The following is a 20,188-nucleotide window of genomic DNA, read 5'->3' as shown; positions in this document are numbered from 1 at the left end:
CCCGCAACTTTTTTTGCCCCAACCGCCGCCTGCGGGTTACCATGGAGCAAATGTGCCGGAAAGGAGTCGCCCATGAACCCCGATATTTTACGCCAACTGCAGGCGTTCAGCCCCGTTGAGGCGCGCCAGTACCAGAGCCGCCAGGTCCAAGACGACATCCCCGCCGCCGCGCTTGACGTCGACCTGAGCGAAACCGCGAACATGCCGGTGCTCAACGACTACTTTTTCCGCAACCGCAGCATCTACGTGTCCAAGCACAACCGCTTCGCCGCCTACCCGCTGCACACCCACCAGTTTCTGGAGCTCAACTACATGCTGACCGGGTCGGCGGTCGAGCACGTCAACGGCCAGCGCGTCCAGCTGCAACAGGGCGACCTGCTGCTCCTGGACGCCGGCTGCCGCCACGCGATCGCGGCGCTCGGCGAGCACGACCTGCTGATCAACGTGCTGTTTCGCGACCAGAACATCTCGCTGGATCTGTTGAGCCGCATGCACGCGCAGCGCAGCGTGCTGTTCGCCTTCCTGGAAAACCGCGTGCGGCCGCAGTCCCCGCGCGGCTTCGTGCGCTTTGCCGGCACTAGCTTCGGCGAGATTCAGGCCACGATGCAGCGGCTGATCACCGAGTACTACCAGGACCGCGAGCTGGCCGACACCATCATGCAGGCCGAGCTGACGATTCTGCTCGCCCAGCTGGTGCGCAACTACCAGCAGCCGGTCACGCCGCTTTCGTCCGGCCAGGCGCTGGCGCTTGAGATGCTCAAGGCGATCCACGAGGACTACGCGCACGTCACGCTGGCCGCCCTAGCCGCCAAGCTCAACTACAACCGCAATTACCTGGGCAACGTTTTTCACCGCGAGGTCGGCCAGACCTTCAGCGCCGCCCTGACCCAGGAGCGGCTGCTGCGGGCGCGCGATGCGATTGCGACCACCAACCGGCCGGTGCACCAGATTGCGCGCAGCGTCGGCATCGCCAACTCCAGCTTCTTTTACGCCCACTACCAGGCGCAGTTCGGCCACGGCCCCAAGGCTGACCGCGACGGAGCGGGCACGCTGGACCTGTAGATATGTTCCACTTACATGAGAACCGTGCCCCGGACGAAGGTGAAAACTGTCCCAGTGCGGCCGCCGGCGCCGGCGCGCAGCTGTTGCAGTCGCCCGGGTCGGCGGTGGGCCATATCGCCAGATGATTTTGTAAGCGGTTGCTTTCGCTCCTTTTGTTGCCGATAATGAAGGCGTCAACTGTTAACCACATCACAAAGGAGTGCATCGCATGAAAATCAAAGCAGCCGTTGTAGCCGCGCAGAACGCGGATTTTGAAATCAAGGACGACATCGAACTCGCACCAATGGGCCCGGACGACATCCAGGTCCACATGGTCGCCAGCGGCATCTGCCACTCCGACGAGGCGCTGCGCCGCGGCGACGCGGTGATCGACTACCCGATCGTCCTGGGCCACGAAGGCTCCGGGATCGTCGAGAAGGTCGGCCCCGAGGTCACCCAGTTCGTGCCCGGCGACCATGTCGTGCTGTCCTTTTACGCCTGCGGGAACTGTAAGTCCTGCCTGAAGGGCATCCCGACGCAGTGCGAGAACTACGCGCACAACAACCTGTCCGGCGTGCGCCCGGACGGCTCCAGCCACTTCACGGAAAACGGGGAGCACGTGGCCGACATGTTCGACCAAAGCTCCTTCACCACCACCACGGTCGTGCGCGAGCGCAACGCGGTCAAGGTCGACAAATCCCTTGATCTGCGCAAGCTCGGTCCGCTGGGCTGCGGCTACGTGACCGGCTCCGGCACCGTCCTGAACACCCTGCGCCCGACCCCCGGCGACACCATCGCCGTGTTCGGCACCGGCGCCGTCGGCCTGGCCGCGATGATGGCCGGCCGCATCGCCGGCTGCGTCAAGGTGATCGGCATCGACATCGTCGACTCCCGCCTGGAGCTGGCCAAGGAGCTCGGCGCCACCGACGTCATCAACTCCAAGGACCTCGACGTCGTGCAGGCCGTTAAGGATCTGACCGACGGCCGCGGCGTGGACTGGGCCGTCGACACCACCGGCGTCACCGCCGTGATGGAGAACTCGATCAAGGTCCTCGCCCAGGGCGGCACGACCGCGACCATCGCTGTCACCCCGAACCACATCGACGTGGACACTTGGAACGACCTGTGCGTGGACGACAAGAAGATCGTCGGCGTCAACATGGGCGACTCGATCCCGCAGATCGACATCCCGCGCCTGATTGACTTCTACAAGCTCGGCGTCTTCGCCTTCGACAAGACCGAGAAGTTCTACCGCTTCGACCAGATCAACGAGGCCAACGCCGACTCCCGCTCCGGCAAGACCATCAAGCCGATTCTGGTGATCGACCCGGATTACGTGCCGGGCGAATAGGCCCCAAGCACCGCAACCAAAAAGCCGTCGAATCCTGCGATTCGACGGCTTTTTGCATTGCGGTGCTGCCGGCTTCGGCCACGCTGTGCGGTGCTGCCGGCTTCGGCCACGCTGTGCGGTGCTGCCGGCTTCGGCCACGCTGTGCGGTGCTGCCGGCTTCGGCCGCGTTGCGCGGTGTCGCCGGCCTCGGCCACGCTGTGCGGTGCTGCCGGCTTCGGCCGCGTTGCGCGGTGTCGCCGGCCTCGGCCACGCTGTGCGGTGTCGCCGGCCTCGGCCGCGTTGTGCGGGGTTGCCGGCTTCGGCCGCGGGCCCGTCGCGGCATTCGGCGTGCGGTCCAGGGCGCAACGGCCGGTTGGCGCGGTGTCCCCTAGCCTAGCGCCGCCGCGTTCCAGATGGTCACCACGTTTTGCCCGGCGTGCAGGCCCGCAAGCGGCCCCGCGATGCGGGTCGGCGCCTGAAGGCCGGTCAGGTCCCGGTCGAACACGACGTCCGAACCGTCGGGGCCCTCGAAGTCGCAGTGGGCCAGCTGCACCGGCGGCAGGTCGTGGGTCGCAAGCGCCGGCGCCACGTCTTGCGCCACCGCCGCCGGCAGCGTCAGGGTGAGGGTGACGGTGGTCGGCGTCTCGTGCAGCGCGAGGGCCAGGCCGTCGGCAACCACCACGGCGCCGGTTTCCTGCGGCGCGGGCTGGACGCCGCCGCAGTACGCGTTGCCCGCGAGGTACACCGGCTGTGACACCTTCTGGTAGCCCGCCAGGTCGGCCGGCCAGGTGTCGGCCGCCGTTGCCGCCTGCTGGAAGGCGGTCAGGCTGTCCGGCCGCCCCGCCAGCTGGGCGGTGCCCTGATCCCTCAGCGGCCGGTCGGAGGCGGTGGCGTAAAGGTTGCGCAGGAAGCGGTCGTCGCCGCCGTAGATGGCCGAGTAGCCCGCCACCGCGGTGGTGTGCGGCCGGTGATACGGCGTGAAGCGGTCCAGCACGGGCAGCTGCCAGTACGTGCCGGACAGGAGGTTGTGCACGAAGGCGCCGCCCTGGGAAAAGTTTTCGATCGCGCGCGGGCCGATGATCACGTTGTTGTCAACCAGGTACGGGCCGTGGCTGACCTCGACGAACACGCCGCGGCAGTTGCGGTAGAACACGTTGGCCGACACCCGCGTGCCCTGCGCCTCCCAGTCGAGCCACAGGCCGAGCACCGTGTCGTGGATGCGGTTGTGGCGGATCTGAACGTCGATGGCGGCGTGCAGCTTGATGGCCGCGCACTCCCAGCCCCAGAACTCGCGCATCAGGCCGATGTTGTAGATGTGGTTGTCGGCGATGGTGCTGAACACGGCGCCGAGGTGCCCGCAGATGCCGTTTTGGCCGCAGTCGTGAATCGTGTTGCGCCGCACCACGTGGCTGCCGATGCGCGCCTTGTCCCAGCCGCCGTACTCGCGGGCGGTGAACACCGCCTCCAGCTGGTGGTGGTAGCTCGGCCGCCACGGGCCGTGGGCGTCGCCGGTGCTTGTGTCCTTGCCCAGGCTGATGGCGGAGGTCTTGGCGTCGTGCAGCACGTTGTCTTCAATCACCCAGCCGCGGCTCCAGTTGGGCCCGATCAGCCCGACTTGGGCGACGGTCGGCGGGTTCCAGGGCGTGGCGGCCTGCGCCAGCTCGAAGCCGCGCACCGTGATGAAGTTGCGGTTGGCCCGGCTGGGGGTGAAAACGGTCGCGCGCACCGTCACCTCGACCAGCGCCCGGGTCAGGTCGACCCCCTGGCCGTTGAGCGTGAAGGTGGTCGCATTCGCCGTGACCTGCGCGAACCACTGGCGCGCCGTCGCGGCCGGGAAGGGCTCGGGCACCTCCTCCCCCGTCATGTAGTCGTGCACCGTTTTACGCGGCGCCGCGGCCCGCAGCGCGTCAAGGCTTTGCGCCTCGTAGTAGGTCTGGCCGTCGACGAAAACCGCCCCGCGGTGCGTGACGCGCGAATCGCCCGAGTTCAGCCAGTCGCCGGCAAGCGCGCAGGCGAAGGGATTGAAGTCGCCGAACAGCGCGTTGTCGACGGTTGCGGTGTACAGCCCGTCGCCAAGCGCACGCCAGCCGGTCACCACCTCCGAGCCCAGGATCCGCGGGTGCTCCCCGGGCGCGGCCAGGTAAGTGATGCGCTGGCGGTCCGACAGCCCGCCGAAGCGCGGATCGACGCGCTCGCGGTAGGTGCCGCCGTGCACCACCACGGTGTCGCCGGCGACCGCCCGCTGCGCCGCGTAGTTGATGTGGCGCCACGGCGCCTGCGCGCTGCCGGCGGCCGAGTCTGCCCCATTGATGCTGACGTGATATTCCATAACGCTCGCCCCTTTTGCTCTGAATAGCTATACTATAGGCGAGTGGGCGCGGCCGGTCTAGGTTGGCCGTTGCGCACAACTAGACGAAATTTGCGGTGATGACATGTTTTTCTTCGAGCATTACGGCCTCGCGACGGCGGTGCCGTTCAAGCGCCACGAGCTGCACGATCACGACTTCCCCCGCCACTTCCACCGAGCCTTCGAGCTGATGACCGTGGCGGCCGGTGCCCTGGACGTGACCATCGGCCAGGCGACCCGGCGGCTGACCGCGGGGCAGGCCGCGCTGGTGTTCCCCAACCAACCGCACGGCTTCACAAGCCCCGGCCAAAACCGCTTCGCCGTCACCATTTTTGCTCCCGAGCTGGTGCCCGACTTTGCCCAAGCCCACGCCCAGCAGGCGCCGACGGACTTTTGCCTGACCGGGGCCGACCTGGCGCATCCCCTGGGCTTCGCCACGCCGCTGGCCCAAAAGGCGTGGCTGTACCAGGTCCTGGCCCAGTTCGACACGCCGGCCCGCGCGTACCGCGGTGAGCAGCCCTCCTCCGAGCAGCGCCTCTTGTACCAGGTGCTGGCCTACATCGAGGCCCACTACCAGGGCGACTGCGGCCTGCGCGGTTGCGCGCAGGCGCTGGGCTACGATTACTCGTACCTCTCGCGGACCTTCTCGCACCAGCTCGGGCTCTCCTACACCGCCTATGTCCAGAGCTTCCGCCTGACCAAGGCCACGCAGCTGCTGACCGCAACCGCCGACCCGGTGGCCGCCGTCGCAAGTCAGGCGGGGTTCGGCTCGCTGCACGCGTTCAACCAGGCCTTCCGGCGTCGGCTGGGAGAGACGCCGTCCGCCTACCGGGCCCAGGGCGGAGCGGCGCGCACTTAGCGGGACGGGTAGCCTAGCGCCAAGCCACCGCACAGGCCGGATGGGCGATGATTAACGAGTGACGCCAAGCAAAACGCGCCGCCCTAACCGGGATCAACCGGACAGGGCGGCGCGCTGAGAAAAGCACTCGGAGATTTCCGAAATTGAGCAAGCTAAAAGCCGCCCACATAACTTTTTGACCGAAGTTTCGGCGGCTTTCTAGCTTCTAAACTTGGGCCACCGCTCTTAGCGCGGTAGTCTGCAAGGCGGCACCCTGGCAGGGGTGCCGTTTTTGCTGGCTTCAGTATACCATGGCCGCTTCGCTGCGGTAAACCTACAGCTCCGGCTTCACCACGACCAGAAGCATCTGGAAGCCCTCGACGGCGTACAGCGAATGCCGCGCGTTGGCCGGAATCACGATGGACTCGCCAGCGTGCAGTGTGAAGACGTCGGCCTCGATGGTGACCTCGGCGACGCCGCTCAGCACGTTGACCAAGGCGTCGCCGACCGCCGAGTGGCCGCCGATTTCCTGGTCGGTGGCGACGGCAAACAGCGTCATGCTCATGTCGGGGCGCTGAACCAGGGTGCGGCTGTTGACCTGATCGGCGTCTAGGGTGACCAGGTCGCGCAGATTCAGGACTTCCTTGGCGGTGATTTTTTCGATGAAAGGCATGGTTTCCTCCTAGCCGCGCGGGGCGGTCTCAATCTGAATGAACTTGCAGCGGGCGTGCGCGACCAGCGCGTGCAGCGTCCCGGCCGGAATCACGATCAGCTCCCCGGTCGCGACCGGGTGCGGGCCGTCGGTCATCACGGTCAGCGTGCCGTCGGTCACCTGAATCAGGCGCGTCATGGTCGACACCTCGTTGCTGATGCTTTCGCCTGCGTCCAGCGCATAGGCAACGAACGGCAGTGCGATGTTGAGCTTGCGGCCGAACGACTTGCTGGCGATCTGGTGGTCGCGGTAGTCGATCAGGTCGGCGAGTGCGAGTGTTTGCATGGACATCCCTCCCGCCTCAGTCTGGGCCGTTGCGGGAAAAAATGCAACCGATAGCCGCAGGTCGGTAGCCTGCGCGGGAGCTGGCGGTCTGCGCGAGAGCTGGCGGTCTGCACGGGAGCTGGCGGTCTGCGCGGGAGCCGGCGGCCGGTCGTGCCCTGCGTGCAGCGCGGATGCCGGTAGCCGGCGCGCAGTGCGGCACCCGGCGGCCCCATCACGCGGCGCCGGACGCCAAAAGGACCCCGCGCCGCGGCGCGAGGCCCTTTCAATATCGCGGTCATGGCCGCTTGTGCGTCACGGCACGATTGGCGTCACCGCCAGCGTCCACGTGATGGCGGTGCTGTAATGCCCCGCCTGGATCCGCGGGTACGCCGCCATCGCAAGCGTTGCGGCGGTGACCGCGGCGGGCGGCGCGGCCGTGGCGCCGGCAAACAGGGTCACCGGCTGGCCGTCGTCGGCCAGCGTCACCGACCGGCCGTTGTAGGTGAAGGCGATGCGCGTGCCGCCCGGCTGGTAGCCGGTGTTGGCTGGAAAGGCCATCGGCGCCATCGTGGCGGTCAACGTGGCCGCCGCGTCGCTTGGAAACACCGGCACGATGCCGGTGTGCGCGCCGGCGGTCCCCACCGTGCCCGGTGCGCCGGTGAAGCCCTTGATGATCTGCGCCACCGTCAGCGTCCCGAAGTGAAAATCGGCCCCCGAGATGCTCAAGGGATTGGCGACCACCGCCGGCACCGCAACCGTGGCCGAGTAGCGGGCGTTGCCGCCGACCACCGCGCCGGCGCCGACACCGGTTTCGGCCGCGCCCAGGCTGGTCGCGATCAGCGGCGCGGTCAGCGTGGCGCGCTGCCCGGCGCCTTTTTGCCGCTCAAAGCGCGGGAGGTTGGCGACGGTGACCTGTGTCGCGATCCGGTACGCGTTGCCGTACAGGTCGGTGACGGTCTGAATCGGCCCGACGCACTCGCCCGCGACCTGCTTGGTGGTGCCGTCGGGTGCCGTCAGCGTCACCGCCACGCGGTCGTCCGCACCCACCGCGAAGCCGTAGTGGTCCCCGGTGCGCATGGTTGCGGTCAGCCCGGCGGTGCCGGTCGTGCTCGCCAGCGGCCAGTCCTGCCGGCTGCCGGCGCCGTTGTAGGTCAGCGTGTAGGTCTGCTTCAGCCGGTCGCCGAGGTGCACCGCACCGCTGGCCCCGGTCACCGCAGCGTTCAGGCCGCCGTCGACCAGACCCGGAATGGTCTCGAAGGCGACGACGCCCTCCTCGAAGCTTTTGCCCGTGGAGCCGGCGAAGCCCCAGTAGAGGTTGGTGCCGCCAAAAATGGTGGTCACGTCCTTGGCCGTCCAGGTCAGCGACTTGGTGAAGACGTGGCTTTGGCTGATGGCGACGCTGAAGGTCAGCGTGCCGCCGCCGTCCTTGCTCGCGTCGGCCGTCCAGTTCACCGAGACGGCGTGCCACTTACCATCGGTGAATTTTTCCCCGCTGTCCTTGGTCATAATCTGGTAGCCGCCGAGGCCGCGCTGGTCGGGGAATGCCGCGCCGTCCGTCTGCTTGTTGATGCCGCCGTCCGCGCGGTTGAGCGTGTCGAACTGCAGGGTCTGCGACGCGCGGGACTTGTACTGATAGGCCATGTCGGGGAAGCCCCAGCCGACGTACTGCCCGCCCGCGTTGTCGACGTAGGTTGAGACCCTGACGTTGACGTCGGTGTCCTCGGTGTGGCCGTTGTTGTAGGTGTCAAAGGCGAGCGCGAAGGACTTCTTCAGCGCGCCGCTCAGGGCGTTGCCGGACTTGACGTTCCAGACCCCGAGGCTGCCGCCCTGGTTACCCACGGCGGTCGGCCGCTGGCCCGCCAGCACGAAGGCCATGCCATCGGCGCTGTCGGCGCGGGCGCCGAAGTAGATGTGCATCTTGGTGGCAAAGGACTGCTGCAACGACAGCGGCGCCGTGCTCCAAATTGAGCCGGACTGCCCGGTCTGGTGGGTCAGCTGCACCGCGACGTTATTGCCGGTCGCATTTTTCAACAGCACGCTGCTGGTGCCGGCGATGCCCGTCGTGTCCATCGCCTGGTCGAACGGCACGTACGCCGGCAGGTTCGTGTCCGCGTCAAGCGGCTCCGGGTAGTCGTGCCCGTCGATGTCCTTGGTCGTGGTCCAAAGCGGCGTGGCCGCCTGCACCGGCCGCGTGGCGGCACCGAGCCCGACCGCAAGCGCCGCGGTCGCGGCGACGGCCAAAAGCGCGCGGCGGTATTGTCTAATCGAGTGTATCATCAGCCGTCTCCTCCCTGCGCCTGCGCCACCAGAGGCCAAGCCCCAGCAGTCCAACCAGGCCCGCCGCGGTCACGCCCAGGGCGGTCGCCTCGCCGGTCTGCGGCAGCGCGCCGCGGATTACTCCCGTGCGCACCGCCGTTGGCGTCGGCGCAATCGTGCGGCCGCCGGTGTGCCCGTCGTCCCTTTGGCCCGGCAGCGGATCCACCGGCACCACGCGCGGCGGCAGCTTGTCCGGCTTCTTCGGCGGCGTGATCACTGTCCCGCCGCCGAGCACCACCAGCTCCGCCGTGCTGGTGGCCGTGGCCGGTCCGGCGGCCGCGGTCGCCACGCGCGTCGCGGCGGCGGTTGGCGCAGCGCGCCGCGTGGTCCCAGCGGCCGCGGTGCGGCTCACCGCGGCGGTGCCTGTGGCCGCGGCCACCGAGCGGGTCGGCGCCAGCGCGCCCGTGCTCAGACCCACCAGCGCGCAAGTCAGCGCCAGGGGCATTTTCCAGTCTCGCATCGGCCCAATCTCCCTTCTAGTCGTCCTCGTCCTTCTTGCGCCGGCGCAGCAGCACGATCAGCCACCAGAGCAGCCCGATCACCAGCAGCGCGCCCAGCCCGATCAGGACCCAGCCCCACCACGGCATCGTGAACGGCGTCTTGAGCGCCAGCTTCTTGTTGATGCGCTGCGCCTGCTCGGTCAGAATCGAGAAGTTGCGGCGCCAGTGCCAGCGCCCGTGCGGCCCCGTGACCAGCAGATCCAGCGTGTAGTCGCCCGGGGCCAGCCCCGTCGACTGCGTAATGCCGAAGTCAAAATGGCTGTTGGGCGCCGTCGCGTAGTTGCTCGCGGTTCGCCTCATCACCACCGTGTCGCTGTTGCGCCGGTAGACCTTCGCCGTCACCAGCATTTTGCCCCAGTACGTCGGCGTCGGGTTCTGGATCGTGGCCAAAACGCCGGGGCGGTTGTTCGCGATGCCCGCGCCGACCGCCTGCAACTTGAGCGCCGGCTTCACGCGGTTGATCGCGCCGGTGCTGGTCTGCAGCTGCACGCCGACCAAAGTGGCGTAGCGGTTGCTGAACTGCACCCCGTTGGCGCTGGCCCCCGCGCTTTCCCCCTCGTCGACGATGTACAGCCCGCCGAGGATCACGCCGGTGAACCCACCCTTGGGAATCGTCACCTTCACCGTCACGCGCTTGGTCTGCTTGGCCGCAAGCGTCACCTTTTGGCTGGCCGCCCCCAGCTGATCCAGCCGGTACTGCGCCGAGGCGTCCTTGGGACCGTTGGGCTTGTAGCCGATCTCGCCGTTGTCCTGCGTGTAGGCGTGCGTCAAGGACAGCCGCAGGTGCCGCGTCGTGGCCGTCGCGTTGGTCACCGCAACGGTCAGCGGCTGCACGGCGCCGGGCTTGACGACCAGGTCGAAGTAGCTCGACACCGCGCTGCGCTGGTTGCTGGGAATCACGGGGCTGACGGTGTAGGCCGCCCCGGTCGCGGCGTACGCAGGCTTGGCCTGGCTCGCCCCGAGCCCAAGGGCCGCCAGGGCAACGAGCAGCAGAGTTTTGAGACGCATGGGAAGGAACTCCTTTCAAGAGAGGGTGGAGCGGCGCGTACTTAGCGGGTCGGACTGCCTAGCAATGGCGCTTGAAGCGCACTTTGCTTCGAGCGCCATTGCGTAGCAGGCCGCACCCGCGTTGCGCTTTGGAACCCGTTTAGAGGGTGGAGCGCGGCGGGCTTAGCCGGTCGGGCTGCCTAGCCGTTTCGCTGGCGCTTTTGGTCTGCCGCTTTGAAAAAACGCGACCGAGGCCCCCCTCGATCGCGTTTTGCGGACTCACATGAGTGGCTTAGTTCGGCGTTACCGTGCTGGAAAGAGTCCAGGTGATGGTCGCATCGTACTGCGCAGCCTTAACGGCAGCGTTCGCGTCAATCGTGAGCGCGGTGTCGTTGGTCACGGTCGCCGTGCTGTCGCCCTGGCCCTGGTTGGCGCCGGCCGTCCAGATCGTCACGTTCTGGTTGTCGGTGCTGAGCGCGGCCGTCTGACCGAGGTCGGCGTTCGGCGATACCGGCTTGGTGAGCTGCAGCTTCAGGGCGCCGCTCAGCAGGTCACCGGACTTGCTGACCTGATCACGGTAGGTCGTATCGGTCAGCTTGGTCTTGTCCACGCTCGTGGTCGTCAGGTCGGACAGGGACGCGGACAGCGTCCAGCCGGCGCCGATCCCACGGTTATCCGAGACCTGGAGCAGGCCGTCGGCGTTTTCGGCCGGATCGTTGGTCTTGGCCTTCACGTCGCCGTTTTGGTAGTTCAGGGTGGTCCCCTTGATGATGGCGGCAACGTTGGTCGTGCCGAAGTTCAGGTCAGGCGCCTTCACCAGCCACAGATTGGCGTTCAGGCCGGTGCCGTTGTCGCCGCCTGGGTTGGTATCGGGATTGGTGCCGTCCCCGGCATTAACGGTGAACTCGGCGGTCGTCGTGCCAACGGCCGGGCCGTTTTCCTCGGCGGCGGACACGGCGAGCGGTGCAACGGTGGCAGAAGCAGCCAGGACAAGCGCAGCGGCGCTCATGAACAAAGTTTTCTTCATAAAAGAATTCCTCCCATTTTTGACTCGCTGCCCCACGGCGCTCCACGCCCAGCGAATGCGACTGAAATAACAATTTGACTATATCAACGCACTTATCTTTCGTCAACAGATCGCAACGTAGGCCAAAATGGCTAAGCTAAAAAGCCATCAACATTCATTCAAATCTTTGTATAATCGAAAACTGGGCGCACTCATCCCCGGTACCAAGCGGTTTGTCCGCAGCGGTCGTTTTTATGTCTCCCCGACGAAATCTGACAAAGGGTTTTTTCAAAAGCTGACGGCACAAAACCGGAAATTCGTGGCATAACCGATTGTTCATCATGGCAACTAATCAACCGGCAAAATTTCGGCTCGATATTATGAATTTTTCAATTCTAAAAGCGACAACAAAAAAACTTTTACTTTTTTCGACCAGACAGCAAAAACCCCTGCCGGCACAGCCGACAGGGGTAGTTACGTTCAATGGTTAGTCTTCGGTGCCCAGCAGGAAGCGGCCCGCGAAGGCGGCGATGATCGCGCCGACTTCCGGTGCGGCGATGTACAGCCACAGGTGCTTCAGCGCGGAGCCACCGGCGAAGATGGCCGGGCCGATCGAACGGGCCGGGTTCAGGGACGCCCCGGTCAAGTTGACGGAGAAGATAATCAAAAGCATAAGCGCGACGCCGATGGCCAGGCCGGCGAAGTCGCCGTTGCCCGCCTTGGCGGTGACGGCCAGGATCACCATCAGGAACAGGAAGGTTGCCAGCGCCTCGACGAAGAAGGCGGCGCCGACGCTCAGCTTAGGAAAATCGGTCTGAGCCATCTGGTCAACCGGCAGCTTCAGGGCGCCGACCACGACGCGCACGGCCGCGCTGGCCGCAATCGCGCCGATGATCTGGCTAACCATGTAGGCGAAGCCCTCGCCGACCGGGGTGCGGCCGTTGATCATCATCGCGGTGGTCACCGCCGGGTTGAAGTGCCCGCCGGAGATGCCGCCGAACGCGTAGGCCGACACGGTGATCGCCAGGCCGAAGCCGATGGCGATGGTCAACGCATCACCCTTGGCGAACAGGACGGCGCCACTGCCGAGAAAGACCAGCAGGAAGGTGCCCATGAACTCTGCAACAAGTTTTTGCATCAATGATTCCTCCATAACCTGCGACCAGCGTGGCCGCTGAATGACTCCAGTATAACACCCTAACGGCGATAAATGGGCTTTTGCCACGAGATTAGTTGTAAACAATTTATAATCAAACTAATATAGCGGCGTGCCGGGCGCCGCCGTTGCGGCCGTCGACGTGGACACAAGATGACCAGGCACGCTCCGCTACTTGACCTTCCTAGACATTACATACCATTGATTGCCGCGTAGTTTGCGCAATCCATTTCTCTCACCAGCATCGGCTGCACCTCGCCGCTGCCACCCACAGCATGTGGCCAACCAACCACCATGTAGCGGCCGCAGGGCCCCGGGGCGGGTCGGGCCGTGAAAGAAGCAGCGGCCCGGATGACCCGCGGTCCTTGCGGGGCATTCGCGCCACTGCTTCCGGCAAAAGATGAGACAAGCGCGAAGCCGTAGGCGGCGGCTTGGCTCATCTTTTAGGTTGGAGCCCAAAGGGCGGAAACCGGCCGCACAGCCCGACCCGCCCCGGGGCCCGGAGGCCGCGGCAGCCCACGCAAACGGGATCCGCCGTCTACGCAAACGGGCTACGCAAGGCAACGCCGGTTCGTCTAGCTACACCAAGGCACTCGGGCCAAAGTGCGGCCCAAGCACTGGCCTTACGCTACCCGACCGGCTAAGTGCGCCTTGCTCCGCCCTCTCTACTCAAACGGGCTACGCCGCGCAACGCGGGAGCGGCTAGCTACACCAAGGCACTCGGGCCAAAGTGCGGCCCAAGCGTCTTGGCTAGGCTACCCGTCCCGCTAAGTGCGCGCGGCTCCGCCCTCTACAATATTGGCGATATCAGCCTCGAGAACGTCTGCTTGAAGCGCAGCCAGCGCGGCATCGCCGCGAAGTCGGCCGGCGTCACGCGGCGGCTTTTGGCGACATCCGCCGTGAAGATGGCCTCAAGCTGCGTGGCCAGGGCGTGGTCGTAGACGAAGGCGTTGGCCTCGAAGTTCAGGCCGAAGCTGCGAAAGTCCATGTTGGCCGAACCGACCGAGGCGATCGCCGAGTCGACCACCATCACCTTGGCGTGCAGGAAGCCGGCCTCGTAGAAGTAGATCTCCGCGCCGTCCTGGGCCAGGCCGCGCGCGTAGTACTGGCTGGCGCGGTAGACGAAGGCATGGTCGGGCATGTGCGGGATCATGATGCGCACCCGCACGCCGCTGTGGATCGCGGTGCGCAGGCTGGTCAGCACGCTTTCGTCCGGGATCAGGTACGGGGTCTGGATGTCCAGGCTGACGCGCGCCGCGTTGATCATTTTCATGTAACCGAGCTTGATCTGGGCCAGGTCGTTCTGCGGGCCGCTCGCGACGATCTGCATCATCGCGGTGCCCAGCCCGTTGTTGGCCTTGGGAAAATGGGTCCGGTTGATGTCCAGCTGCTGTGCGGCGCCGGCCGTCGCGTTCCAGTCGCGGATGAACTGCTGCTGCAGGGCCAGCGCGGCGTCGCCCTCGACCTTCAGGTGGGTGTCACGCCAGGCGCCGAACTTTTTGGCGCGACCGACGTACTGGTCGCCGATGTTGAAGCCGCCGATGTAGCCGGTCCAGCCGTCAATCGCCACGATCTTGCGGTGATTGCGGAAGTTCAGGCGAAAATCCGCCCGGTGGTGGACACCGAGGAACGGCTCGACGTGCCCGCCGGCCGCCCGCAGCGGGTCAAAGAACGCGGCCTTCACGCCCAGAGACCCCCAAGCGTCGTACAGCACATACACCGCCACGCCGGACTCGGCCGCAGCCACCAAGGCGGCCAGGACGCTTGCGCCGAGCGCGTCGCCGTAGAAGGTGTAAAACTCCACGAACACGCTGTGCTCGGCCGCCGCAATTTCGCGGCGCAGGTCGTCGAACAGCGCGGGCCCGTCGGTGAACACGCCGACCTGGTTGTTGGTGGTGACGAAGCTCTGGTCGGTGTTTTGAAACAGCGTGATCATGTTTTTGGCCGTTGCTTCCATCTGCGAGTCGCTGGCGGCCGGGCGCGGGACCAGCTCCTGCTGGCGGGCCAGCACTTTGTTGAGCTCCGCGTGCGGCTGCGCGCGCACCAGGTCCAACTGGCGGTGCGACAGCTTGCGGCCGAACACGTAGTACAGCGCAAAACCGACCAGCGGCAGCAGGTTGAGCACCAAGAGCCACGCCCAGGTCGCGGCGATGTCGCGCTTTTCGCGAAACACCGTCAGGATCGCGGCCGCCACGTTCAGCAGGTACACCGCCGTGATCACCGTTTTAATCAAAGTCCAGTCCATTGCCATCCTCCCGTTGCGGTTGTCTTGGCTCTAAGTTACCGCATCCGGGCCGAAAAAAACAGCCGCACGAAGCGGCTGTTGCCCTTATTGCCTGCGGCCGGCCACAAGCGCCGCCAGCACGCCGATGACCAACCACATCAAGAGGTCCGGCAGCGTCAAAAGCGTGAGGTCCATCTGAATGTGGTCGCCCGACGCCGCATTCACGATGAGCGGCAAAAGCAGCCCATCGAAGAGGGTAAGCGAAAGCCCGACCAGGCTCCCCCGCACCAGCCTGCGGGCCGCGGCCGCGACACCCTGCCCGCGGCGCGCCGCCGTCATCAGCGGCCACAGCGTCGCGGCCAGCACCAGCACCGGCAGCGCCTGGGCGAGCGCGATTGCGGCCAGGCCGTAGCGCATTCCAAGCGTCACCGGCCCCATCAGCCCAAGCCCCGCCTTGACCTGCCACCAGCAGGCCGCCGCGGTCGTCACGCGCCGCATCCCGCTGAACTGCGCCAAAAGCGCGTCGTGGTAGACGTGACCCGGCCCAAGGTCCACGCGGTCGATGACCACCTGGCCCAGCGCCGTGGCGATCAGCATCCCCGCGAACACCAGCACCGTCAGTCCGATCAGCACCTGCACCGTCACCGTCAGCGTTTTCATTCCTTTTGACATCAATCGTCGCCTCCATAGTTGTCCCAACGGCATCAGTGTAACCCCCCAGCGTCGGGAAGCGCTTTCACTTCTGTCACCCGGCGATCAGTCCCGTAAGGTCAGCCGCCTTGGGCTGTTCAAGGCGCCGCCGGTTCGGCTAGCTAAGGCCGACACAGACAGCAACGTGCGCTTCATGCCTCAGTCATACGCTAGGTGGTGTCTGAAAATAAAATCTGCCTTTTCAAGTATCGAGCCCCATAAATCGGTCAATTATCCGCTAAGTAGGGCGGAGGCTCGGACGCACCACCACTGGAGACGTAGGGCCGGGGCGTGCCGGCGTGAAATTGCTGTTAGCTGGCCGTCCTTGCCAGCTTACAGCAAGGGCGGGTCCTGAGACCGGAACGGGCTCAGGGGAGCCCCACGCGTTCCGCCGCCCCGGCCCGGAGCCGGAAGTGGTGGTGCGTTCGGGCCGGAGCCCGGACTGTCAAATACTACCTAGCCGACCGGCAAAATGCGCCTTTGCTCCGCCCTAGGTGTCGTCGGGCTCCGCATGGCAACGGCCACTCGTCTAGCTATGGCACAGTGCCGGGCCAAAGTACGGCCCAACACTGTGCCATACGCTAGCCGGTGGCCTAAGCACGCCATGCGCCGCCCTGGGTACAAAAACAGCGCCCGCCGCACCTCCGACTGTGGGGAGGTGCGGCGGGCGCCGTGGTTGGGCCTACTTGCCGCGCTTCTTGGCGTCCTTCAACGTCTTGAGCGCGCGGCTTCTCGTCTTGATGTTCGGGCTTTTGAGCTCGCGGTGGGCGGTTGCAATGTCAGTCTTACTCATATTACCAGCTCGCTTTCTTGACGCCCGGGATCTGGCCCTTGTGCGCCAGGTCGCGGAAGTTCAGGCGCGACAGGCCAAACTTGCGCAGGTACGCGTGCGGGCGGCCGTCGAGTGCATCGCGGTTGTGCAGCCGCACCGGGCTTGAGTCGCGCGGCAGCTGGGCCAGCCCCGCGTAGTCGCCGGCGTCCTTGAGCGCCTGCCGCTTGGCGGCGTACTTCACGACCAGGGCCTGCTGGCGCTTGGCCTTTTCAATCTTGGAACGTTTTGCCATTCATTTCCCTCCATTACTGCGCTGAATCTTGGCCAGCGCGTCGTACTGCTGCATCATCCAGCTGGTGTATGTCGTGTGCGCCGGCATGGTCTCGGTCACCTGCAGCACCGGAATGCCCGCCGCGCGGACCTTTTTCACGATGTTGGTGACCACCTTGCTGTCGGCCTGCGTGTTTTGAACGAAAAATGCGATGTCCTTCTTCTCAATCGCGGCCTCGAGCGCGCGGATGTCCGCGGGGCTGGGGTCGGTGCCCTCCTCGATGGCCTGGGCGAAGTGGTTGTTGACGATGCGGTAGCCCATCGCGCTCAGCGCGTTGTCAAAAACGGGCTCGGACACCGCCACGGCCTGCCCCGCCGCGCCTTTTTTCAGGCTGGCGATCTTGGCCGTCAGGGGGCTGAGTCGTCGGATGTAGGCCTCGGCGTTGGTCCGGTAGGCCGCCTTGTGCTCCGGGTCTTTTTGGCCGTAGACCTTGGCCAGCGCGCGGGCGAGCTCGGGCATCACGTCCGGCTTGTACCAGATGTGCTCGTTGTCGCCGTCCTTGATGCCGACCACCTTGGCCGCGGACACCGTGGTGATGCCCGCCCCGTCGGCTGCGGTCAGGCGGTCCATCCAGTCGTCGTAGCCGGCGCCGTTCTTGAGCACCACCTGGGCGGCCGCCACGGTCTTGGCGACGTTGACGGTCGGCTCGTAGTCGTGCGGGTCGATGTCCGGCCGGTTGATCACCGCGGTGACCGTGCCGTGGTCGCCGAGCACCGCGCGCGCGACGTCGGCGTAAAAATCGACGGTGGTCACCACCTGCAGCCCCTGCCGCTTGGGCGTTGCGGTCTGGCCGCAGCCGGCTAGCGCGCCGGCGGCCACAAGCGCTATCAGCACCAGGCCGAGCCGCCTTAGCCGTGTCAAAAAGTCTCGCATTCCGTTCCCCCAGTTGTTCGTAATCGTAGTCGCTACGATTAACATTGTCCATCATAACAGCCCGTCACCACTTGTCAATAGTAAGTGAACGTGGCCGGCAACGCCGTGGCCGTTACGATTAGCGAATCCTTAATCGTAATGGCTCCTCATTAGCAACTATTGCAGGTTAGCACGCCGGCCGCGAAGCTGTCAACCGCGGGCCCGGCGCGACGCAAAAAGGCGGGCTGGCGGCCCGCCTTTAGATGCGATTCCACTGATTGGCGCCGGGCGCGGTGGCAAGCAGCCTGCCGTGCCCGTCGTGCGGCCCGCACACCGGCCGCACCCTGGCGTCAGTGCCGGAATCCCCTGCGCCGCGGTCGGGCCGCAACCGCGCAGCCGCATCGGCGGCGCAGACGCGGGAGCGGCGCAGACACGGGAGCGGCAACGACGCCGGCCCTGCACCGCAGTCGCTCAGTCCAAGCGTCGGCGCGCACCCGCCGCCTCAGGCCAGGACGCCCAGCAGCCCGGCGACGACGGCAAAGGCAATCAGCCCGGCCATCAGGCGCGTCGGCCGCACGCCCTTTTTGAGCAGCAGGTACAGGATCACGAAGGCGATCAGCGGCAGAAGGCTCGGCACCACCGAGTCCAGAATTTTCTGTGGCTCGAGCTTCAGCTGGCCGAACGTGGCCTTCAGCGGCGTGGTGACGGTGATCGTGGTCGGGATCAGGGCGCCGAGCACCATCATCCCCAACGCACCGATGGCCTCGGTCACCCGCGCGATGCGCCCGCCGGCCAGCAGGTTGGTCACCGCCGTTTTGCCCAGCCGGTAGCCGGCGTAAAACGTGGTGTGGCCGACGACCAGGGCGTAGGCGCAAAACAGCAGGATAAACAGGATCGGCCCCAGCGCGCTGCCGCTCTTGGCCATGTCGATGCCGATGCCCAGGAGGATCACCTTGACCAAAGACTGGGTGATGGTGTCACCGATGCCGGCCAAAGGCCCCATCAGGGCGGCCTTGAGGTTGTTGATCATGTCACCGGACACCGGCTGCCCGTTGGCCTTTTGCTCCTCCAAAGACGCGACGATGCCGGGAATCATGGCGCCCCACGTATTTTCGGTGTTGAAGTAGGTCAACTCGCGGGTCAGCCCGGCGGCCAGCGCCTCGTCGTCGTCTGGGTACAGGTCGGCGAGCGTGTAGGACATGGCGTGCGCAAAGCCCAGCCCCATCATCCGCTCGTAGTTGTAACAGATCTGTCCCCAGGACTGCCAGGCAAACCAGGTCTGGCGCAGTGCCTTTTTACTGATGGTCTTAGTCATGTTGCTTGCCCCCCATCGGCATGTAGTAGTAGTGCAACAGCGCGCAGCCGGTGCCGACGATGGCCACGGCCGTGATGTTCAGCTTGAGGTACGCCGCCAGGACGAAGCCGATTAGCAAAAACGGCAGCGTGGAGCGCTTGGCCAAAGCCTGCATCAGCATCGCCAGCCCCAGCGCCGGCATCAGCTTGCCGATCAGCGTCAGCACCGCGGTGATCTGCGCCGGCAGCGCCGCCATGAACGCAGTGAAGTAGTGGCCGCCGAAGTACACGCACAGGAACGCCGGAATGAAGTAGGTGATGAACGGCACGATCTGCGAGGCAAAAAGGTTCATGCGCCGCAGCCTGCGGATGTCCCCGGCGGCGGCGTAAGTGTCGGCCTTGTGCACCCAGATTGGGTTCAGCGCCATTTTCGCGTTCAGGCACAACACCCCGAGCAGCCCCAGCGGCGTGGCGATCGCCAGCCCCGTCGCCGGGTCGCTGTGCGACAGCATCGTCATCGCGACGCCGAGGTAGCCGGCGATCGCCATCTCGTTGGGCAAAGACCCGCCGATCGCCAAGAGCCCGATGTAGGCGGCCTGAATCGTGGCGCCGACCTGAAGCCCGTACGTCAGCTCGCCGAGCAGCAGGCCGTCGATCAGCCCGGCCACCAGCGGCGCCCCGAAGTAGAAGGCCCAGCGCGACCACATCGGAATCGCGGAGCTGGTTAGCCAGCAAAGTGCGGCGATGATCAAGGCAAACAGCAAGGTATTCATTTCACATCCCCCAATTCCTGCCTGGCGTCGCTCGGCAGCATCTGCAGGTAGACGTCGGTGCCGGCGGCCGCCAGCGCCCGCAGCGCGGCGACCTCGGCGTCACTGGCGAAGACGCGGTGCGTCAGCGGCCGACGGTCCGGCCGGCTGCCCAGGTTGCCGACGTTCAGGGCGACCAGTGCGACGCCGGCCTGGCTCAGCGCCAGCGCGGCCTGCGGCGTTTTGAACAGGACGAACACGGGCTCGCCGCCGGCCGCGCTCAGGGTCGCCGCGGCGGCGGTCACGCCCTGAATGGCGATGGTCAGCCCGGCCGGCGCCGACATCGCCAGGATCGAGCTGGTGAAGTCGTCTGCGGCCAGGGCATCGTCGACGATCAGGATGGTGTCAGCGGGGTACTGCTTGATCCAGGTGGTCATGATCTGGCCGTGGACCAGGCGTTCATCGATTCGTGCAAAGGTGATTGACATGTTGGGACCTCCAAAAAAGTGTGGTGAGCGTGCAGAGCGAGGCAACGCCGGTTCGGCTAAGTGCGCCTTGCTTCGCCCTGGTTTCGTCGAGCTCCGCGCGGCACCGCGGGTGCGTCTAGCTACGCCCGGGTACTCGGGCCAAAGTGCGGCCCAAGCACCCGAGCTAGGCTACCCGACCCGCTAAGCCCGCCGCGCTGCGCTCTGGTTTCGTCGAGCTCCGCGCGGCATCGCCGGTTCGTCTAGCTAAGGCCGGACGCTGGGCCAAAGTGCAGCCCAACGCCCCCCCTTACGC

Annotated in this window: 19 protein-coding genes; 3 read left to right on the top strand and 16 right to left on the bottom strand. The window is 66.0% G+C overall.

The features are described from left to right. The first annotated feature begins 72 nt into the window (after window positions 1–72). Window positions 73–1,062: an AraC family transcriptional regulator gene (locus tag LE416_RS07740; protein WP_225047929.1), complete on the top strand. Its 990-nt coding sequence runs from the start codon at window positions 73–75 to the stop codon at window positions 1,060–1,062. 208 nt (window positions 1,063–1,270) lie between these two features. Beyond that, window positions 1,271–2,392, top strand: coding sequence for an NAD(P)-dependent alcohol dehydrogenase (locus tag LE416_RS07735; RefSeq protein ID WP_225047928.1), 1,122 nt, complete (start codon window positions 1,271–1,273; stop codon window positions 2,390–2,392). Between the two features lie 367 nt (window positions 2,393–2,759). On the opposite strand, the gene LE416_RS07730 is transcribed toward LE416_RS07735, so the two are convergent. Continuing rightward, window positions 2,760–4,700, bottom strand: coding sequence for a right-handed parallel beta-helix repeat-containing protein (locus LE416_RS07730; protein ID WP_225047927.1), 1,941 nt, complete (start codon window positions 4,698–4,700; stop codon window positions 2,760–2,762). 103 nt (window positions 4,701–4,803) lie between these two features. On the opposite strand from LE416_RS07730, the gene LE416_RS07725 reads away from it, so the two are divergent. Next, on the top strand, window positions 4,804–5,577 hold the full coding sequence (locus LE416_RS07725; RefSeq protein ID WP_225047926.1) for an AraC family transcriptional regulator: 774 nt from the start codon (window positions 4,804–4,806) through the stop codon (window positions 5,575–5,577). Window positions 5,578–5,890: 313 nt separating this feature from the next. On the opposite strand, the gene LE416_RS07720 is transcribed toward LE416_RS07725, so the two are convergent. The 15 genes from LE416_RS07720 to LE416_RS07650 form a co-directional block, all read right to left on the bottom strand. Then, window positions 5,891–6,229, bottom strand: a complete 339-nt coding sequence (locus tag LE416_RS07720; RefSeq protein WP_225047925.1) for a cupin domain-containing protein — start codon at window positions 6,227–6,229, stop codon at window positions 5,891–5,893. A gap of 9 nt (window positions 6,230–6,238) precedes the next feature. Then, the gene (locus LE416_RS07715) at window positions 6,239–6,553 is read right to left on the bottom strand and encodes a cupin domain-containing protein (RefSeq protein WP_225047924.1); all 315 of its coding nucleotides are present in this window, start codon (window positions 6,551–6,553) and stop codon (window positions 6,239–6,241) included. A 291-nt stretch (window positions 6,554–6,844) separates the two neighbouring features. Continuing rightward, the gene (locus tag LE416_RS07710) at window positions 6,845–8,809 is read right to left on the bottom strand and encodes a lectin-like domain-containing protein (protein ID WP_225047923.1); all 1,965 of its coding nucleotides are present in this window, start codon (window positions 8,807–8,809) and stop codon (window positions 6,845–6,847) included. Beyond that, entirely contained in the window at window positions 8,793–9,308 is a 516-nt protein-coding gene (locus LE416_RS07705) for an LPXTG cell wall anchor domain-containing protein (protein WP_225047922.1), read from the bottom strand. Before LE416_RS07705 ends, LE416_RS07710 begins: the two co-directional genes overlap by 17 nt. Window positions 9,309–9,324: 16 nt before the next feature. After that, complete coding sequence (locus tag LE416_RS07700) at window positions 9,325–10,356, bottom strand: WxLIP family cell surface protein (protein ID WP_225047921.1); 1,032 nt, start codon at window positions 10,354–10,356, stop codon at window positions 9,325–9,327. A gap of 271 nt (window positions 10,357–10,627) precedes the next feature. After that, window positions 10,628–11,362: a WxL domain-containing protein gene (locus LE416_RS07695; RefSeq protein WP_225047920.1), complete on the bottom strand. Its 735-nt coding sequence runs from the start codon at window positions 11,360–11,362 to the stop codon at window positions 10,628–10,630. A 466-nt stretch (window positions 11,363–11,828) separates the two neighbouring features. Next, entirely contained in the window at window positions 11,829–12,479 is a 651-nt protein-coding gene (locus LE416_RS07690) for an MIP/aquaporin family protein (RefSeq protein ID WP_225047919.1), read from the bottom strand. 808 nt (window positions 12,480–13,287) lie between these two features. After that, on the bottom strand, window positions 13,288–14,748 hold the full coding sequence (cls, locus tag LE416_RS07685; RefSeq protein ID WP_225047918.1) for a cardiolipin synthase: 1,461 nt from the start codon (window positions 14,746–14,748) through the stop codon (window positions 13,288–13,290). A gap of 78 nt (window positions 14,749–14,826) precedes the next feature. Further along, window positions 14,827–15,396 (bottom strand): hypothetical protein, encoded by a 570-nt coding sequence (locus LE416_RS07680; RefSeq protein ID WP_225047917.1) that lies wholly within the window; start codon window positions 15,394–15,396, stop codon window positions 14,827–14,829. Between the two features lie 697 nt (window positions 15,397–16,093). Beyond that, window positions 16,094–16,204, bottom strand: coding sequence for a putative metal homeostasis protein (locus LE416_RS07675; protein WP_225047916.1), 111 nt, complete (start codon window positions 16,202–16,204; stop codon window positions 16,094–16,096). A gap of 1 nt (window position 16,205) precedes the next feature. Continuing rightward, on the bottom strand, window positions 16,206–16,475 hold the full coding sequence (gene rpsN, locus LE416_RS07670) for a 30S ribosomal protein S14 (protein ID WP_225047915.1): 270 nt from the start codon (window positions 16,473–16,475) through the stop codon (window positions 16,206–16,208). Further along, window positions 16,476–17,387, bottom strand: coding sequence for a metal ABC transporter solute-binding protein, Zn/Mn family (locus LE416_RS07665; RefSeq protein ID WP_225047914.1), 912 nt, complete (start codon window positions 17,385–17,387; stop codon window positions 16,476–16,478). A gap of 481 nt (window positions 17,388–17,868) precedes the next feature. Continuing rightward, the gene (locus LE416_RS07660) at window positions 17,869–18,681 is read right to left on the bottom strand and encodes a PTS system mannose/fructose/sorbose family transporter subunit IID (protein ID WP_225047913.1); all 813 of its coding nucleotides are present in this window, start codon (window positions 18,679–18,681) and stop codon (window positions 17,869–17,871) included. After that, entirely contained in the window at window positions 18,674–19,432 is a 759-nt protein-coding gene (locus LE416_RS07655; protein ID WP_225047912.1) for a PTS mannose/fructose/sorbose/N-acetylgalactosamine transporter subunit IIC, read from the bottom strand. Before LE416_RS07655 ends, LE416_RS07660 begins: the two co-directional genes overlap by 8 nt. Further along, the gene (locus LE416_RS07650) at window positions 19,429–19,896 is read right to left on the bottom strand and encodes a PTS sugar transporter subunit IIB (RefSeq protein WP_225047911.1); all 468 of its coding nucleotides are present in this window, start codon (window positions 19,894–19,896) and stop codon (window positions 19,429–19,431) included. The genes LE416_RS07655 and LE416_RS07650 overlap by 4 nt, the downstream gene beginning before the upstream one ends. Between the last annotated feature and the right edge of the window lie 292 nt (window positions 19,897–20,188).

The organism is Lacticaseibacillus kribbianus, from assembly GCF_020180945.1.
GTDB lineage: Bacteria > Bacillota > Bacilli > Lactobacillales > Lactobacillaceae > Lacticaseibacillus > Lacticaseibacillus kribbianus.
Note: the sequence above shows the minus strand (reverse complement) of the source record. Positions and strands in the feature narration are given on the sequence as shown.

What these genes read in the sequence shown, in the direction of transcription:
- LE416_RS07740 (WP_225047929.1), top strand. Translation starts at nt 73, where the DNA reads ATGAACCCCGATATTTTACGCCAACTGCAGGCGTTCAGCCCCGTTGAG.
- LE416_RS07735 (WP_225047928.1), top strand. Translation starts at nt 1,271, where the DNA reads ATGAAAATCAAAGCAGCCGTTGTAGCCGCGCAGAACGCGGATTTTGAA.
- LE416_RS07730 (WP_225047927.1), bottom strand. Translation starts at nt 4,700, where the DNA reads ATGGAATATCACGTCAGCATCAATGGGGCAGACTCGGCCGCCGGCAGC.
- LE416_RS07725 (WP_225047926.1), top strand. Translation starts at nt 4,804, where the DNA reads ATGTTTTTCTTCGAGCATTACGGCCTCGCGACGGCGGTGCCGTTCAAG.
- LE416_RS07720 (WP_225047925.1), bottom strand. Translation starts at nt 6,229, where the DNA reads ATGCCTTTCATCGAAAAAATCACCGCCAAGGAAGTCCTGAATCTGCGC.
- LE416_RS07715 (WP_225047924.1), bottom strand. Translation starts at nt 6,553, where the DNA reads ATGCAAACACTCGCACTCGCCGACCTGATCGACTACCGCGACCACCAG.
- LE416_RS07710 (WP_225047923.1), bottom strand. Translation starts at nt 8,809, where the DNA reads ATGATACACTCGATTAGACAATACCGCCGCGCGCTTTTGGCCGTCGCC.
- LE416_RS07705 (WP_225047922.1), bottom strand. Translation starts at nt 9,308, where the DNA reads ATGCGAGACTGGAAAATGCCCCTGGCGCTGACTTGCGCGCTGGTGGGT.
- LE416_RS07700 (WP_225047921.1), bottom strand. Translation starts at nt 10,356, where the DNA reads ATGCGTCTCAAAACTCTGCTGCTCGTTGCCCTGGCGGCCCTTGGGCTC.
- LE416_RS07695 (WP_225047920.1), bottom strand. Translation starts at nt 11,362, where the DNA reads ATGAAGAAAACTTTGTTCATGAGCGCCGCTGCGCTTGTCCTGGCTGCT.
- LE416_RS07690 (WP_225047919.1), bottom strand. Translation starts at nt 12,479, where the DNA reads ATGCAAAAACTTGTTGCAGAGTTCATGGGCACCTTCCTGCTGGTCTTT.
- cls (WP_225047918.1), bottom strand. Translation starts at nt 14,748, where the DNA reads ATGGCAATGGACTGGACTTTGATTAAAACGGTGATCACGGCGGTGTAC.
- LE416_RS07675 (WP_225047916.1), bottom strand. Translation starts at nt 16,204, where the DNA reads ATGAGTAAGACTGACATTGCAACCGCCCACCGCGAGCTCAAAAGCCCG.
- rpsN (WP_225047915.1), bottom strand. Translation starts at nt 16,475, where the DNA reads ATGGCAAAACGTTCCAAGATTGAAAAGGCCAAGCGCCAGCAGGCCCTG.
- LE416_RS07665 (WP_225047914.1), bottom strand. Translation starts at nt 17,387, where the DNA reads ATGCGAGACTTTTTGACACGGCTAAGGCGGCTCGGCCTGGTGCTGATA.
- LE416_RS07660 (WP_225047913.1), bottom strand. Translation starts at nt 18,681, where the DNA reads ATGACTAAGACCATCAGTAAAAAGGCACTGCGCCAGACCTGGTTTGCC.
- LE416_RS07655 (WP_225047912.1), bottom strand. Translation starts at nt 19,432, where the DNA reads ATGAATACCTTGCTGTTTGCCTTGATCATCGCCGCACTTTGCTGGCTA.
- LE416_RS07650 (WP_225047911.1), bottom strand. Translation starts at nt 19,896, where the DNA reads ATGTCAATCACCTTTGCACGAATCGATGAACGCCTGGTCCACGGCCAG.